Below are 16,427 nucleotides of genomic sequence, written 5' to 3'. Positions count from 1 at the left end.
TAATTTTATACTACAAATGCAAATATTTATTTCGAAGTTCCTCAAAAAATACCTTCAACCTATGTTTTCCTACCTTCATTGGCGCTACCGAATCCATTGCCATTACGGTGAAAACGAATTCTATAGTGCCGTAAGCACTTTTAGGCAAGAGATATTTGCTTATTTTCAAAACGGACTTCCGTACCCAATCAGGCAAAAAAACGACCTTCACAGGCTTATGTAACACCTCGAAAGCCAAAGCAACGATTTCATACTGGGTGAACACCTCAGCCCCTCCTACATTCACTTCCTTTTCGGAGCTCTCTAATTGCGCTACACACACCTCGGCTAAATCCTCGCCGTGAATAGGATTCATAGCGTATTGCCCTTTGCCAAAGAGACGCACTTTACCTTCTTTTGCCATTGAAAAGATGGTAGCTATATCGCTGTAAAAAGCCGATGGACGCACGATACAGTAGTCCATTCCACTGGTTTTAAGGGTATCTACAAAACGCTCTTTGGCAGCCCCAATGGCAATAGGACGCATTGCTTCGCCGTTTAATACGGAAATATATACGAACTTACGTACCCCTAAGTGCAGTGCTTCGTCAAGCAAGTTCTTGTTAGCCGCATAATCTACTTGCTCGTAGGTGAGTTTGTCTTTCTGCCGAGTAATTCCGACAGCGGAAATCACTTGGGTAACCCCCTCGCACACACCGAGTAAAGTATTGGGTTTTGTTACCTCAGCCTCCACTACTTCTAATAGTGGGTGGGTAAGTAAAGCGGGTGCTATTTTCGACTTATTGCGCACTATAATGCGGGTAGGGTATTCTTTTTTTAAGAGTTCAGCTAATATAAACTGACCTAAATAACCGGTCGCTCCGGCTAATAATATTTTTTCTGATGATTTCATACTGTTTTAATAAATTGATTTAAGACTTTTAAAAGCCTGTTTGAAAAAAGGCGATTTGCCAGTCGCCCCTACTAAACGAAATTGATTATCAAAACAATCAACCTTCTTCTTTGGTAAGGAAGTGGATGGTACCTATTCTTTGTTTTTGCATAATTAGGAAGTAATTATTTTAAAGAATCTTTGGTAGAAATGGTATGTTTTTTAGTAGTTTTAGATTGTTTGAGCGTGTCAACGGTTTTATTTGAAGTGATTTTTTCTTCTATAACGGTCTTTTCAGTTTGCTGCAGGGTAGTAGTTTTATGGTTGTCATCTTTAGGTTTGAAACAGCTAAGAGCAATTGTAATAATAATCATTGCAGGATAGAAATATAGTATTGGAGATTTCCACCATTCTTGCTCCTTATTTACTTTTATCCTTCCTGTAATAAATAACAGCACTAAAAGAAAAGAGATAAGAGAAGTAGCAAAAACAACAAAGAAAATTCCAACATCAAAAATATTTTTAAGATATTGAAATGTAGGGATACTCCCCATTACAAAGGCTATAATAGCCGAAAATAACCCCATTAATTCTATCGTTTTGGTATCGTGCTTTTCTATTTTTTCATCGAACTGGAAGAGGTCTTCTTTTACTTTTGAAACATCACCTTTAAATTCTGCCATTTTTCTAAAAAGTGGTAGCTGACTTTTTAATTCTCTAAAATCATCCGTTATTTTTTCAAATCTATCTTTTGATTTTCTGTTGTCTAAGGGAAGTAAGAAAGATGAATAGATAAAAATATCATCAATAATACATTCCTTAAAAGAAACTCTGTATATGAAATAGATATGTTCTAATATCCACTCAATATTTTTTTTATAGGTAATGTATTCAGACTCTATTTTTTTAAGATAATTTTCAATTTTATCTATTTCCTCAATAGTAGTTGTCTCATTTGTTTGTTTAAGTTCAGTATTCAGTAGCTGTATTGATTTATCAATAAATTTGTATTGAAGGAAGTAATTTTTATTATCTTTATTATTAATTTTATAATACTGTTTTTGCAAATCTTCTCTATCATCACAAGTTTCAGTGAAAAGAGAAAAACGATTATTACGAGCATAGTTATAAATGATAGTTCTTATATTTTTCTCTTCATTATTTATTTCCTCCTCATCTTTCCATTCCTCTAAGAATAATATTATTTCATCTAATTTATCTAAGTTCTTATTAATATCCTTATAGTATTTGATATATAAGTGAATTTCTCTACAAGAAAACTCGTCAAAATTCTTATCTTTAATATCAGCAAATGATTTTTTTAGTTTTCTTTCTGAAATCTTTTGTTTTTCACTTTTTTCATTGTAATAATGATTGTTAATATAGTCAACTAATGAAATCCAGTCACTTCCATAATTTTTAAGTTCTGTTTCATAACTTTCAATCCCTTTATCAATATATAATGAGACGCCACTTACTTCAGCTCTTTTACACCATTTAAAAAGTAAAAAAGTAGCTTTCTTCTTTATTTTTTCTATCTCATTTTTTAAAAAGCGGTATTTAGGTATTGACTCAATAGATAAAATCTCCTCTTTTATAGAAGCTATTCTATCAAAACAGTATTGTGTTTCATCAAATAAAATATCTATTAAACATAAAGATATATTTAAAATAAATATCTTTAGTACATAGTCATTATTATTTGTGATTTGATACTTATAAAAAGAAGTAATAACAATATCTGTCTCTTGATTCTTTAGGATAACCCTTACATCTTTTACAAAGGGAATGTATAAATCGGAAATAATAGATTTTATTTGAATTATATGTTCTTTGAAAATCTCTATACTACTTCTTGTAGAATCTGGTATTTCCTTATTATTTGCTAAAATATTCTCTATTGAAAGTAAATCAATATTCTCTATAACAGAAAAATCTAAACCCTCTTGAGAGGAATTTAGATTTTCAAAGTTAGTATCAGTGATAAATTCACCAATTAAAATTGAGTTAAAAAGACAAGAAATTATCTCTTCCTCTGAAGAGATAAAACTTCCTATGTTATTTATTATGTCAAAGTCTTCTGCTCTTAGCTTTTTATCTATATCTTTTGCTATATCTAAAGACTTTGAAATGTAACTATTGGTAGTATTTTGGTTCATTTATAATTATACTTTTATCCATATCAGTATATGGTTTTTTCAATTTATTATAATAAATATCCCAAGAGTGATAAGCATGACTTAGATTCACTAATTCAAAAGCAGGATAATTTATCAACTCTTTATTCTTTTCCTTTAGCTTCTCAATATCATCATCTATTTTTGATTTAAGTTGTTTAGGAAGACAATTACTTTCATTAAGCATTGTAAAAGCCTTTTCCTTTAAAATAGTTCTTTCTCTACTTATTTCTAAATAGTTAAAATTACCTTTCTTTTGCGAATATTGATTATATAAATCAGCTTCTACGTGCCCATATTGCCAAGCTTGAAATCTATTAAAAGTATCAAACAAGTTATTTGCTATATCAACCCCTGAAATAAAGAATAACAATTTCATAGCTTTCAAAATACTCAAGTCATTCTCTCCTGTACCCTTCTTATCAGGATTCATCTCTTCATACCATTCATTGAGCTTGTAAAGTACATATTCAAAAGTTACTAATTTATTATTTGATGTATTCATTGTTCTTGATTTTAAAGAGTAAAAGTACTATAGCAAAAATACTATAGTATTTTTGCTATAGTAAAATGACGTTGCAAATCTACTAAAAAAAAGTTATTAACAAGTATTTGTTGATAATTATTTTATTGTTTTTTCATTTTTTTCTTATAAAAAATTCATAAATCTCTGATATTCAATTGAAAAATATTTACATTTTTCTCATCCTCTCACCTACCCGTATGGCTCTCACTAAAAAACAATCGTCTCTCTTTTATGAGGATATACCCAACGAGTAGAGCGAATAAGCCTGTTTGTATCAGTTTGCTATCGGGGTGGGTAGCGAAGATTTCGTTGGAAACATTGGCTACCAAATGGAACAATATGGCTACCAGCACGTTGCGCCCTGATTTGTAATACAACCAGTTGATGATAAACACAAAGGCAAACAGACTCACGAAAAAGTTGGCTGTATAGAGCCACCCCTCAGCTTGTACATTGCTTTGGTAGTAGTCTTTTACAAAGAACAAGGGCAAATGCCACAACCCCCAATAGACGGTAAAGATGAGCGATGAGGTGAAAAGCGTCCACCTACTGCGCAAGGCATCAGTGCCATAAGTATGCCAAGCCAATTCTTCGAGCACCGGCGCCAAACAGAGCACAAACCAAGCGTTGAAAGGCGCTGAACTGAAACTAGGCTCTCCCGAAATGTAAAACTGGTCGAGACTATGCCCTAAACCGAGCGAAAGTAGCTGTGCCACCACAATGGAAAGGGGTGGAAACAAGAGGGTAATCCAAAAATAGCGGTTGGCGAGCAAATTTCTGCCAATAAAACGCGTTTTGAGGTCAGTTAAGAGCTCCTTATTGCGTGCAAAGAGGTAGGTAGCCACGCCCATAGGAGATAACAAACCTGCCAATTCAAAAAAGCCTGTCCAAAAAGCATTAGGTGCTTTTGGCTGGTGACTCCAATAAGCCACCACAAACCACAATACCCAAGGAATCACAAGGGAAAGGGTAAAAAACAAAATAGGGTGATTATACTTTTTCATTTTATTTAAGAGTTAAACTCAATTTATGAGAAAGCCCCCGTCCCCCCGAAGGGGGACAATCTGCAAAAGTGAGCATTTTTAAAATAAAGACAAAGTTTAGCCTCTCGCAATAATCGCTTTCACGGCTTGCCTCCTCTCCTTCGGAGAGGGGGAACGGGGGTGAGGCCTTTACTTTCAAAATTCTATTTTATAACTGATATTAGGAATAACCAAAGTAGCTTTACTGAGCTCTATTTGTCCGGTTTGGTAATTGTAATTATGGTCGATATAGATAGGCGCACCGAGTACATTCTTCATTTGGAAAGAGAACACGCTACTGCTCTTGCGGTGGTTGATGCGGTAATTCACAGTAAGGTCGGCATAGGTAAGGGTGCGGAATTGCTCGCTAAAAGCCCGACTTTCATCGTATATCACACGTTTTTGGGCTAACGATTGGCTTTCCAAAATCGGACTGTAACGCTCACCTCCAGTTACACTCACACGCGCATTCACATCGAGCACCTTGCGGTTATTGGCAAAATAGAATTCTTTACCAAAGAGGGCATTCAGAACAAAACCTTTGTTATAGCGCGTATTACGCCACACATTATCACCCGCTTTATATTCGGATTTGAAGATAGAACCCGTGATAAGGTAATAATAATTATCACCCAAAAAGCGCTCCAAAGTAAGGTCGATACCATAATTGCGTCCTTTGGTATTATTCACGAGTGCTTTGTTGAGATACAACGCCCGTCGCAAATTGATAAGCGAGTAGCTGGTACCTTCTTCCCCTGGGATATTCCACAGATATTGATAATAGGCTTCGGCTTTGAAACGCAATTTATCGGTAAGCATCCAGTCGTAACCTAACACAAAATGATGTGCATCGCTAAGTTTCAAATCCTTATTCACAGCTACGCCACCTACCTCTATCATATAAACATTCAAATCTTCGGGTTGAGAGTGTTTGCCATAACCGAAACTCAAACTGTGTTTATCAGAAAGTTTCCAAGCCAATCCTGCCCTACTTTCAAGAGAGAGTTCTTTACTCAAACCAAAATAGTGAGCGCGCAATCCCACATTTGCTAAAAGGGCAGGCGATAGCTGGTATTTGAGTTGGGCATAGCTTTCGGTAAGATGCGTATTGCCTGCCGAATTGACAATACGCGCATAAGTGGAAGGAATATAATCTTGTGCAGCGCTGAGGTTATACTTGTAGAAAAGTTGTTTAGATGAAATCCCTACTTTTAAAGTAGCCAAAGGAGAGAGTTTATGAGTGAGTGCGGTCGCCAAAGTGAGTGTGCCGTTTTGTTTTTTAAGTCGGCTATCGGGGGTGAACACAGAAGCATCATTGGAAAGGTAATCGGTGCTAATACGGTCGTCAGTACCCGAAAAAGCGACGTGTGATTCTACAAAACTGCGCTCGCCAGCGGTGATTTGGTGACGCAACCCTACTGTACCCACGTAAGTATCCCAATTGTTATTCACGCGGTCGATATCAGTTTTCCAGTCGGTTGGAGAGTTTAAAGCATCTTTATGAGTGTTGTCAATCCCCCCGATACCCCAAAGAGAGAATGTACCTGCTTTTTCAGTAGGGAAATTCAATTTAAAGGAAAAATCTTGGTACTTAATACGCTGACCTGTTTTATTGATTTTCAAATCATTGAGTAATCCCAAAGCAGAATAGCGATAGTTGAAAAGATAAGAAGAGCCTTTGGCGCGTGAAAGGGGACCCTCAGAAGCAAAGTCGAGCCCTAAAACGCCCACTTGTGCTGTATGCTCGTAGCGGGAAGTGTTACCAGTGCGCATTTTCACATCAAAAACAGCAGCGAGCGCATCGCCATACTCGGCAGGGAAAGCCCCTGTAAGAAAATCGGAATTACCAATCACCTGATTGCTAAAAAGCGTCACCAGTCCGCCCCCAATGACGTTTCCCCCAGAAAAATGCTGAGGCGAAGGGATTTCCACGCCTTCCAATCGCCATTGCACGCCCTGCGGAGCATTACCGCGCACGACAATAGAGTTGTCCTGCAAGTTACCCGTAGAGACCCCTGCAAAGGCAGAAGCCAAACGCGCAGGGTCACTAAGTCCGCCAGCATAGCGCTGTGTTTCCTCTACCGAAAAGGTGCGGGCACTCACGGTAGCCATTGCATTGAGAGCTTTCTCCTTGTGGATACCCGCTACTACCTCCACGCCTTCAAGCTCAGCGGCGGCTTCTTTCAGAGCAATACTAAGCACTACTTCTTTGGCTGAAGTAATCATCAGTTCGGGAATCACGCGGCTCTCATAACCTATATAAGAAATTTCCAAACTCACCCTTCCTAAGGGGAGGTTAGTAATCGAAAAGTTTCCCGCCTCATCGGTAGTTGTACCAATAACAGGATTAGAGTTTTGCACCACTATGGTAGCCCCCATTAGAGGTTCGTGAGTGCTTTGGTCATAAATAGTACCCCTAAGTGTTTGGGTAATATCTTGTGCGTGTGCTACAAGCGGAAGCACTAAAAAAAGAACGATGTTCAAAAAGGTTTTCATTACGTAATACGTTTAAAATTCTGGGGCAAAGGTATGGTGGAAAACAAGGTGCATCGCCCAAGCGTGAGAGAATGGACGCTTTTTTAATGATTAATGTTTAGTGATTAATGATTAATTGGTAGTGAGGCAAGGGGTTAGGGAGGTTTTATTCGCCGGAAGAATTGTGCGGGGCGGACGGGTCGGAGAGAGTGAAAAGAAGGGGTAGCGTGAGAGTTTGGACGTGCTAAACTATGCTTCTCGCACCTAATTCAGAAATTCACTTGGTGTTTTACCTGTTATCTTCTTAAACACTTGATTGAAAGAGGACTTAGAGTTAAAGCCCGCTTCATAGGCAAGACCCAAAAGATTAAAATTCTTATCAATGTCTTTCTTCGCCAAAGTGATAAACTCTTCGACACGATAGCTGTTCACAAAGTCATAAAAATTCTTTTCTTCGTATTGGTTGATAATTTGTGAAAGGTGGTTAGGAAGTACACCTAACATTTCAGCTAATTGAGCTAAGGAGAGTTTAGGTTCGAGATAAGGTTTTTCGGTAGTCATTAGTGTGAGCAGCTGTTGGTGTAAGCTGGTTGCATTCTCGGCTTTCAAACCGGATTTGCGGTATTCAGGAGTTTTGGAGAATGAAGAAGTTTCAATATTGTCTGACCTATGAGAATTGTCAGACAAGACTAAATTCTTTATAAAAGGCTTTTGTTTTTCAACACTAAAAATTCCCTGATGCCGTATGCCCCAGAAGCCAATAAGCCCTATAAGTAAGACAAAGAGTGCCAAGAAAATAAGTTCTATATTAACTCCTATCTCTATTTCTAAGAGAAATTGCACTATATATCCCACTATCATCACTGAAAAAATCAGCCCGAACCCAATGAGTAACAGTCGTAGCCATTGCAAACTAATACCTTCGTTATAGCCAAAATTGTCGCCTATTACCTGCTCATACTGATTAATTTTCTGATAAGCCAATACAATATATACCACACTCACGGTCACAAAAGCTACAAACGAAGTTGTAAATAACCATTGATAGGGACTATGGTAATCGGCTTGGTCTATCATTGCTTTTTCAGTCGCCGAATAGCCAAAAAGAAAGGGAAACATCACAACGTAGGTGAAGAAAAAAGGTAAAAAGTGCAAGCTATCGCGCCAATGAAAATGTTGGTCTTCACGTGAACACACCAATACGTACAAATATACAAAAGGAGCAAACAAAAGCGGAAAAGGGTGCGTCGCTCCTACTAAATGAGGATATTTCTCCCAATAGCCCAAATAATGCAGGTAGTAATTCAGCAGATAAATACCAATGCACACCAACCATATCCCCAGCACCTTATCCGATAAGGCTTTAGGGTGTTTGGTAAAGAGCAATACAGAGAGGAAAAAGCAAAGGAAAATGCCGATAGTAAAGAGCGTGTTCATTATTATCTTTGTTGTTATTAATGGCGCAAATATAAAGATAATCCAATAACTTTACTACTTAATGATAAATAAATGAAAAAAAATATAACAAATATTTAGTGAATAAGGCTTCTAAAATGAATAAAAAACGAGAACTAAATAGAAGTATTTTTCTATTTAGTTCTCGTTCTATAATGAGATTGTAATGTGGAGTCGGAGAGAATCACATTAAGTACCAATAAATAACAGAAAAGTACAAAGATATTGATTTTAAACAGTTTATATAAAATAAAACACCAACAAAAACTAATAAAGACTAATAGAGAACACCGCTTTTAGTCCCTGATTTTAGTAGTAGGGACAAATAAACCTTATAATAGATTGAACTTTGCCATAGCATTAGCTTTTGTTTCATCAGCTACATCAATATAAGGTTTCATTGTTTTGTAATCACTATGTCCTGTCCATTTCATAACTACTTGAGGAGGTATACCTAAAGACAGTGCATTACAAATAAATGTACGTCTTCCTGCGTGAGTACTCAATAATGCATACTTAGGAATTACCTCATCAAAGCGTTTGCTTCCTATGTAATAAGTCTCTCGAATAGGTTCATCAATACCCGCTAATTGAGCTAATTCTTTTAAGTAGTCATTCATTCTTTGATTTGTGATAACAGGTAAAGCTCGTTCTTTTTTATCTTGGTAGTCTTTGTATTTATCTAGTATTTTTTTACTATGTTCATTCAATTCTATTGTCAAACTATCATTAGTTTTCACAGTAGTTATTTCTATGAATTTATCTTTTACATCACTCCTTTTCAAGTTTTCCACATCCGAATACCGTAGCCCAGTAAAACATTGAAATAAGAATACATCACGTACTTTTTCAAGATAACTATTTTCTTTTGGAATTTCAAACTCTCTAAATTGTTTAAATTCTGAAGGAGTCAAGAAAATAATCTTCTTTTGTGTAGTCTTTAACTTAGGTTTGAAGTTTTCAAAGAAAATATTTGTATTATATCCTTTCTTATTACTCCAACGTAAAAACCATTTTACAAAAGATATATTTTTTAAAACAGAAGAATTTTTTTGCTTCAATTCTTCTTGTAAATAATTAAGATATTCCACTAATTTCTCTTCAGTGAATTTTTCAAAAGTAAGTTCAGGATCAAAGTTAAATAAATGATTTTTTATAACGTGAAGTTTCTTTTTAGTAGCAACTGTCCATTGATTAAAAGCTCCCTCCTCAGCCATAAAATCATCATAATATTGAAAGAATGATTTTTCTAATACTACTTTCTTCTCCCTACCAATATTAGAATTAAAAACAGATTGAAATTGTTCTTTAGTAGGTACTATTTTCTGAACCTCAAAGTATTTAATTGTATCTTCGCAGGCTTGTTCAAATAGTTGTAGCTTTCTGTTGATAACACTAGCGGGAATTTTCTTCTTCCCGTGAGTAGTATTAGCTTTGCAGCGTTGCGTTTCATTACTCCATTTTTCTACCTCTATGCGATAACCTAAATTAAAGGCAACAATATTACCTTCCCACTTTATACGATAGCGGGTACGAGCATCAAGTTTGTCTTTTTCCTTATCTAATAGGAATTGAGAATGGTACTTTAAGTTCATTTTTGATTTTCTTTTATAGCTATCAAAATTGTTTTAGCTTTCCAACCATTTTCCGTTTTTATATATTGTATATTTCCTTCTATATTTAAAACCTCATCTTTGTATACAAGTCTAAAAAGACCTCCATTGGAATAGAAATCACCATTATTATCTATTACTTCTAAAAAACTATTTTTTGCACTATTAAGAAATGGCATAAGCTGGATATTTCCAGCCTTTAAAAATTGTATTTTCCCTATAAACTTTATAGAGTAATAGGAAATATCATTTTTCACTTTCTTAACTCCATCTTCTTTTTCAAACGAAGTTAGTTTAGCTTTTTCTTTACTTTCTTTAAAGATGGTATTAGCCAAATCTTCTTGTGCTTTCTCTATGCTAATTTGAGAATAAGCAATAACGTTTAGTAAAAATGCTAAAAATAAAAGTACTACATTTTTGAATTTCATTTTTGAGTATTTTTTAAAATTTCCAACAATGTACTCATTTGTTCTTGACTTGTTTTAAGTCGTTCGGTAAGTTCCTTATGTTGTTCTATTATTTTGGAAACATCTTCATTTGAAATAGAAATTGTTACATTTCCACCAGTGATATTATTACCGACGAAGCTATTTTTTGATTTGACATTAGAATTATCAATGACTACAGTCCCTTTTTTTAGCATTTCTCCTTCTCCTAATAACAACCACAAAGGTTCTATTTCAGGATAAGACTTTAATATTTTAACTAAATTATCAGTTCCCACGCTTTTATTTTTATCTAAAAATCCGTTAGAAAGCCCAACTTCTCTATAAAAAGCCAACTTACTAATTCCTTTATATTCAATAAATTGTAAAATTCTCTCCACCATAGCGAAAATATTTTATTAGTTTTTTGTCTAATTTTCTTTCATATTTAGTTTTTAAACTATATATTTGCAGCCGAAATACAAATCCATTTAGGTTTAAAATGCAATTACTAAATAATTGGCAAATATATAAATAAAAAATGAAAGTAAGTAAAATTATCATCGAAAAAATTTTGAACGACAACAATTTTAGCATTGAGTTAGCTAAAAGGCTGGGTAACCAACAGCAATCAGTATTAGGATTGGCACGCAGAAACAGCCGTAATTTGACTCTTTGGGAAGCTGTTCTATTTTACAAAGAACAAGGCTTCACCGAAGAGCAAATCTTCCACGATTTTAGTTCTGAAAAACCTGTAATTGTAGACAAAGAGCTAAGCAATTAAGGTTAGGTTAGATTAAAAACAATAATCTATCCAAGAATCAATTGTGCAATAAATTTAGAAGTAAAACTACTTTTAAAGGTCGTAATGTTTTTGTACAACAAGAATATAGATGTCGTTGGGGAGATTTACTCAGGTAAAATCTCTAACACAATGGTCGCTCATCTTATTGATAGAGCACAGAGAGCCCGTAATCAATACAAAAATAATGAATTAGGATGGATTGATTTTATTCGGCATCTTGACAGGGAAAACTGTCAAATATTAGCTGAATATGTGTTTAACAAAAAATAATGTCTTTATGAAAATAATACATAACACAGAAGTATCAGTAAGAGAGCAACTTATTGAAATACAATCAAAAATAGTAAATATATTAGCTTTCTTATCCTCTGACATAGAGGAAACAGAAACTATTGAAGTAAATCCTTTCCCTAAAGATAAATCTTTAGAAAAGAAATATGTATATGGCTTAAAAGGTCTTGCATCCATATTGGGATGTTCTAAATCACACGCACAAAACATTAAAAATTCTGGAATATTAGATAAGGCTATTATTCAGAATGGACGCAAAATAATAGTTGATGCTGAAATGGCTATAACTCTATTTCAAAAACGTTATGAATAACTTAGATCCCGATACACCTTTGTTTAAACTTACCCTACAAGAACTAAAAGCTGAACTTATGGAAGAGATTCAGAATCAATTCTCTACTCTCTTTCCTAAGAAAAAATATGAGTACGGTATAAAAGGATTAGCTAAAATATTAGGTTGTTCACGTGCAAAAGCAAGCAAAATTAAAAACTCAGGTATCATAGATGAGGCTATATTTCAGAATGGAAAAATAATTGTTATTGATATAGAAAAAGCCTTAGAACTCTTGAATAAGAATAAAGAATAGCAATGGAATATCTCGAACTAATAAAGAAATATTGGAGTATGAATGAGGTATTTCCTCAAAGCTATTCTATTAGTTGTATGTATCTTTTTCTATTAGAATCTTGGGATAAAAACAATAAAGAAGATTTCGAGATTTCTGACTATGACATTTCAAAAAAACTGACAATCACAAGAGTTTCTATTAGAAAAAACAGAAAAAAACTTAGAGATTTGGGGCTCATTAACTACCAAATTCGCAAAGGGTTTCCCGTATTGTACAAAATCATTCCAGATTACGTCATTCGTAAAGGTAAAGAGGTAATTTCAGTTGCAAAAAAAGAAAAGACTGTATCTAAGAGTACTGCAAAACAAGTTGTTTCAGTTATGCCTTCAGGTCAAGAAACCATTCCACAGTCAGTGCAAATGGCACGACCTACTATACCTGTTACTTTGCCTTCTGAGACTAAAGAAAAACAATTTTCTAAGATGTCTTCTAACATTCCTTCTATCGAAGAGTTTATAGCTTATGCTAAAACGTTAAATATCTATAAGGAAGATTTAGAAGAACACCTAAAAATAAAATATGAAACTTGGAAAGAGAATGGATGGATAACAGGCTACAATAAGCCTATTGTAAATTGGAAACAAACTTTAAAAAACACTATGCCCTATTTAGCCTCAAATTCAAATAATCAGAGTATTTTCAATGTACCTAAGCTCAATAGCATTCCTAAAATAAACAGACCTAAAGCAACTTACAATGAATGAAAATATCAATATAGATATAGAAAAATACGTACTCGGCAATCTTGTGAGTGAGTCTCAACTCATTGCGCAATACTATAATATGCTGAGTGTTTATCTTTTTTCTGTACCACAACATCAAGCTATTTACGAAACTATTGTGCAAGTTTGGAAACAATACGGCACTGTGGATTTGATATTGTTAGGAAAAGAATTTGAGAAAAAGAAGTTAAATTCATATACTGCTTATTGTATTGACTTGGCTACTTTTGCTATTTCATCAGCTAACATAGAGTATCATATAATGCTTTTGGTACAGGCTTCTGTAAAGCGTGATTTTGTCAATAAATTCTCTGTACTTCTCAGTATGGCTCAAAAGAAAGAGAATGATATATTTGACATACGTGACAAAGCCTTTGAGTATTTTAATAACCTCTTTATTGATAAGTTTATTGAAAATAACCGTCAAGCACGTGAGTTTTCTAAATTAGTAGAGGCTGTACAAAAGAATTTTGAGAGTATTCACCAAGGGAAGCCCACAGGTTTACAAAGCTCTCTAACTATTATCAACAAAGTATTTGGAGGCTGGCAGAACTCCAACCTTACTATTGTTGCAGGTCGCCCTGGTATGGGAAAAACTACTTTCTTAGTACAACAAATTGTAGATATGGTAGCTCAAGGATATTCGGTAGGGGTATTTTCGTTGGAAATGTCGGCTGAACAAATTGCCTCTAAAATTATTACTAATTATACTGATATCCCTAATTCATCTATTCTTCGCAAAGGACTTAAAGATGAGGAAGTGTATCGCTATATTTCTCTGAAAGATAATCTTACCCAAATGAAAATTCATATAGACGACACTTCGTCCATTTCAATTGAAAATCTTAAAATGAAAGCAAAATCAATGGAACTCCGCTATCATATCAACATATTGTTTGTTGATTATCTACAGCTCATCACCTATCCTAAAGCAGGTAATAGAGAGCAGGAGATTTCTTTTATCTCTCGTAGCTTAAAAGGGCTTGCAAAAGAACTCAATATACCCGTGATAGCCCTTTCTCAACTCTCCCGTAATGTAGAACAACGTGCAGATAAACGTCCTTTTCTTTCTGACCTAAGAGACTCAGGGGCTATTGAACAAGATGCTGATGAAGTAGTATTTCTCTATCGACCTGAATATTACGGTATTGACCATTGGGATAAGGAATACAACAACGAAAGTACCAAAAACGAGGTAGAAATCATTATATCCAAGAATAGACACGGAGGTATTCTCTCAGAGCGTTGTGTTGTAAATATGGCAACTTCAAAGTTTAGGAATTTGAAAAAAGATTTTAGTTCAATATAAAACAAATTAATACAATGAAAGTAGTAGTAGCATACAGTGGAGGAAAAGACAGCCAAGCCTCCTTAATATGGGCTGTAAATCAATATGGAAAAGAGAATGTATTAGCTGTATTCTGTGATACAGGTTGGGAGCATTCTGTTACCTATCAGCATATAAAAAGTACAACAGCTCTATTAGGAGTTGAACTTATCGTACTGAAATCAAAAAAATACGATGGATTGCTTGATTTAGCTATTAAGAAGAAGCGTTTTCCTTCTACAATGGCACGGTTTTGCACTTCAGAACTAAAAGCTATACCTATGATAGATTGGGTGTTATCCCAACAAGAGCATTTGCTCATAATTCAAGGTATACGTGCAACTGAAAGTAAATCACGTTCTTTAATGCAAGAACATTGTCGTTTCTTTAAGTATTATTTCACTCCTATAAAAACAGATAAGAATGGAAAGGCTATCTTTCATACTTATCGTAAGAAAGATGTAATAGAATGGTGTAAACAGTACGATGATAGCTTATTGCGTCCAGTATTTCATTGGTCTGCACAACAAGTGATAGATTATATTCTTGCTAACGGACAAACTCCTAATCCTCTATACTCAAAAGGAGCGTACAGAGTAGGTTGCTTTCCTTGTGTAATGACAAACAAATCAGAGCTTAAAGCAATGTGCCAACTTACTCCTGAATGGGTGGAAAAGGTAAACCAAGCTGAAATATTAGTTGGCACATCATTTTTTCCTCCTAACTACATTCCAAAACGGTACTGCTCTCTCGTTGATAAAAAAGGAAAGCCTTATGCAAGTGTAACAGATGTAGTAAATTACCTTATTGAAGCCTCAGGAAATCTTTTTGAAAATGATGAGCTTTACAACCGTTCTTGTATGTCTTTTTACAGTGGGCTGTGTGAGTGATTTTGATTTATTAGTTTCCTTTTTCACTATTATGAGTTTATAAAACAGGTAAAATATCAGACTAAGCATACTTTTTGTAAAAAGAGGATAGATTGCAGTTTAAGAAAATTTTTGTACATTTGCATCGTAGATAAAATAGAACACGAAAATAAATTTAGTTTATATGGGATACCATCTTATAAACATAATAGACGGAAAGTTAGAGCATTGTTTTATAGAAAACTATGAAGAGTTAGTTTATGAGAATGCTATAACAGGAGATACTATTATTTATCAGGGAGAAGAAAAATGGAAACCTTTTAAAGTTTCTGAAAATGAGATGTATAAAGTTCTCGCAAATGAAGATTTTAGAATAGGGCTAAGAGCTCAACATCTTTTCAAAAAACAAGCTGGTAAAGAGGGTTTTATACTTGAAGATTTAAATCAGAATCAAGAAAACTTTAAAATATATACCAATAATGTTGATAAACCTATAAAACGAGGGGATTATTTGGTTAGAAATTTTGGCAATATAGAAATTGATGTAAAATGTAAAACTTTCTATGAATTTGATAAGGGGCAGAAGGAAACTTTCTTTTATTTTGAGTGTGATAATTTAACAAAACACTTGAATATGCAATCCTTCACTAAAACACCTATCCTAATAGCTATATATGAGAGAAGCCAAAAGGATAAAAATCAAATAAAAGAAGATACAATACACTTTGTTTCGATAAATGATATGAAGAAATTGAAAGAGAAATTTCAAAAGTCTCGTTATTCCCAATACAAAATACCAACAACGTATTTACACCAAGGGTTTGATTATATAAGGGAAGTTTTTGAAAGTATTAAAAAATAGTCTCTGTTTTTATTCTTTGTCAAATTCTTCAAAAGGGATGGGGTGTTGTTTAAATTATCCACATTCTGTTCCTCGCCATTTTTATCTACACATACTCTTTTGACAGCTAATATGTTATTCGTTTTCGTGTCAATAGCAAAAGTAGTATACCGAAATAATACGGGGTATTGAAGAAAAGTTTTCTTTTATTGTAAAAGAGTAATAATCATAAATTCCTTTTTTTATGCATTATAGCATATTGTAAGTCTCTAAGAAATTCTTTTATATCAGAACTCTCTCTCGTTTGTGTTTTTTATCCCACAAGAAACAAATGTATATAATACATAAATATGGTGGTATTCATCGTTTCTATTCATTT

The 16,427-nt window shown here is 34.2% G+C and carries 16 protein-coding genes; 7 read left to right on the top strand and 9 right to left on the bottom strand.

Going from position 1 to position 16,427, the window contains the following annotated elements; all coding sequences use genetic code 11:
* Nucleotides 1-10: 10 nt before the first annotated feature.
* The 9 genes from HMPREF9072_RS07930 to HMPREF9072_RS07890 form a co-directional block, all read right to left on the bottom strand.
* Nucleotides 11-892: an SDR family oxidoreductase gene (locus HMPREF9072_RS07930; RefSeq protein ID WP_009411205.1), complete on the bottom strand. Its 882-nt coding sequence runs from the start codon at nt 890-892 to the stop codon at nt 11-13.
* A 164-nt stretch (nt 893-1,056) separates the two neighbouring features.
* Nucleotides 1,057-3,030, bottom strand: a complete 1,974-nt coding sequence (locus HMPREF9072_RS07925; protein WP_009411204.1) for a hypothetical protein — start codon at nt 3,028-3,030, stop codon at nt 1,057-1,059.
* On the bottom strand, nt 3,008-3,553 hold the full coding sequence (locus tag HMPREF9072_RS07920; RefSeq protein ID WP_009411203.1) for a type II toxin-antitoxin system antitoxin SocA domain-containing protein: 546 nt from the start codon (nt 3,551-3,553) through the stop codon (nt 3,008-3,010). Before HMPREF9072_RS07920 ends, HMPREF9072_RS07925 begins: the two co-directional genes overlap by 23 nt.
* A gap of 206 nt (nt 3,554-3,759) precedes the next feature.
* Complete coding sequence (locus tag HMPREF9072_RS07915) at nt 3,760-4,578, bottom strand: CPBP family intramembrane glutamic endopeptidase (protein ID WP_009411202.1); 819 nt, start codon at nt 4,576-4,578, stop codon at nt 3,760-3,762.
* A gap of 174 nt (nt 4,579-4,752) precedes the next feature.
* Nucleotides 4,753-7,092, bottom strand: coding sequence for a TonB-dependent receptor (locus HMPREF9072_RS07910; RefSeq protein WP_009411200.1), 2,340 nt, complete (start codon nt 7,090-7,092; stop codon nt 4,753-4,755).
* Nucleotides 7,093-7,335: 243 nt separating this feature from the next.
* Nucleotides 7,336-8,508, bottom strand: coding sequence for an AraC family transcriptional regulator (locus HMPREF9072_RS07905; RefSeq protein ID WP_009411199.1), 1,173 nt, complete (start codon nt 8,506-8,508; stop codon nt 7,336-7,338).
* 350 nt (nt 8,509-8,858) lie between these two features.
* Nucleotides 8,859-10,121, bottom strand: coding sequence for a site-specific integrase (locus HMPREF9072_RS07900; protein ID WP_009411198.1), 1,263 nt, complete (start codon nt 10,119-10,121; stop codon nt 8,859-8,861).
* The gene (locus tag HMPREF9072_RS07895; RefSeq protein ID WP_009411197.1) at nt 10,118-10,567 is read right to left on the bottom strand and encodes a hypothetical protein; all 450 of its coding nucleotides are present in this window, start codon (nt 10,565-10,567) and stop codon (nt 10,118-10,120) included. The genes HMPREF9072_RS07900 and HMPREF9072_RS07895 overlap by 4 nt, the downstream gene beginning before the upstream one ends.
* Nucleotides 10,564-10,968, bottom strand: a complete 405-nt coding sequence (locus HMPREF9072_RS07890) for a hypothetical protein (protein WP_009411196.1) — start codon at nt 10,966-10,968, stop codon at nt 10,564-10,566. The genes HMPREF9072_RS07895 and HMPREF9072_RS07890 overlap by 4 nt, the downstream gene beginning before the upstream one ends.
* Before the next feature lie 137 nt (nt 10,969-11,105).
* Between HMPREF9072_RS07890 and HMPREF9072_RS07885 the strand changes: the two genes are divergently transcribed.
* From HMPREF9072_RS07885 to HMPREF9072_RS07850, 7 genes are all read left to right on the top strand, one after another.
* The gene (locus HMPREF9072_RS07885) at nt 11,106-11,348 is read left to right on the top strand and encodes a hypothetical protein (protein WP_009411195.1); all 243 of its coding nucleotides are present in this window, start codon (nt 11,106-11,108) and stop codon (nt 11,346-11,348) included.
* A gap of 298 nt (nt 11,349-11,646) precedes the next feature.
* Nucleotides 11,647-11,973: a DUF3853 family protein gene (locus HMPREF9072_RS07875; RefSeq protein WP_034566312.1), complete on the top strand. Its 327-nt coding sequence runs from the start codon at nt 11,647-11,649 to the stop codon at nt 11,971-11,973.
* Complete coding sequence (locus HMPREF9072_RS07870) at nt 11,966-12,247, top strand: DUF3853 family protein (protein WP_009411192.1); 282 nt, start codon at nt 11,966-11,968, stop codon at nt 12,245-12,247. Before HMPREF9072_RS07875 ends, HMPREF9072_RS07870 begins: the two co-directional genes overlap by 8 nt.
* Nucleotides 12,248-12,249: 2 nt before the next feature.
* Nucleotides 12,250-12,993: a transcriptional regulator gene (locus tag HMPREF9072_RS07865; protein WP_009411191.1), complete on the top strand. Its 744-nt coding sequence runs from the start codon at nt 12,250-12,252 to the stop codon at nt 12,991-12,993.
* Entirely contained in the window at nt 12,986-14,320 is a 1,335-nt protein-coding gene (locus tag HMPREF9072_RS07860) for a replicative DNA helicase (RefSeq protein WP_009411190.1), read from the top strand. The genes HMPREF9072_RS07865 and HMPREF9072_RS07860 overlap by 8 nt, the downstream gene beginning before the upstream one ends.
* Nucleotides 14,321-14,334: 14 nt before the next feature.
* On the top strand, nt 14,335-15,228 hold the full coding sequence (locus HMPREF9072_RS07855) for a phosphoadenosine phosphosulfate reductase family protein (protein WP_009411189.1): 894 nt from the start codon (nt 14,335-14,337) through the stop codon (nt 15,226-15,228).
* A gap of 163 nt (nt 15,229-15,391) precedes the next feature.
* On the top strand, nt 15,392-16,069 hold the full coding sequence (locus HMPREF9072_RS07850; protein ID WP_009411188.1) for a hypothetical protein: 678 nt from the start codon (nt 15,392-15,394) through the stop codon (nt 16,067-16,069).
* The last annotated feature ends 358 nt before the right edge of the window (nt 16,070-16,427 follow it).

Source organism: Capnocytophaga sp. oral taxon 324 str. F0483 (genome assembly GCF_000318315.2).
In the GTDB taxonomy this organism is placed as follows: domain Bacteria; phylum Bacteroidota; class Bacteroidia; order Flavobacteriales; family Flavobacteriaceae; genus Capnocytophaga; species Capnocytophaga ochracea.
The sequence above is the reverse complement of the archived record's forward strand: the minus strand, read 5'-3'. Positions and strand labels throughout refer to the sequence as shown.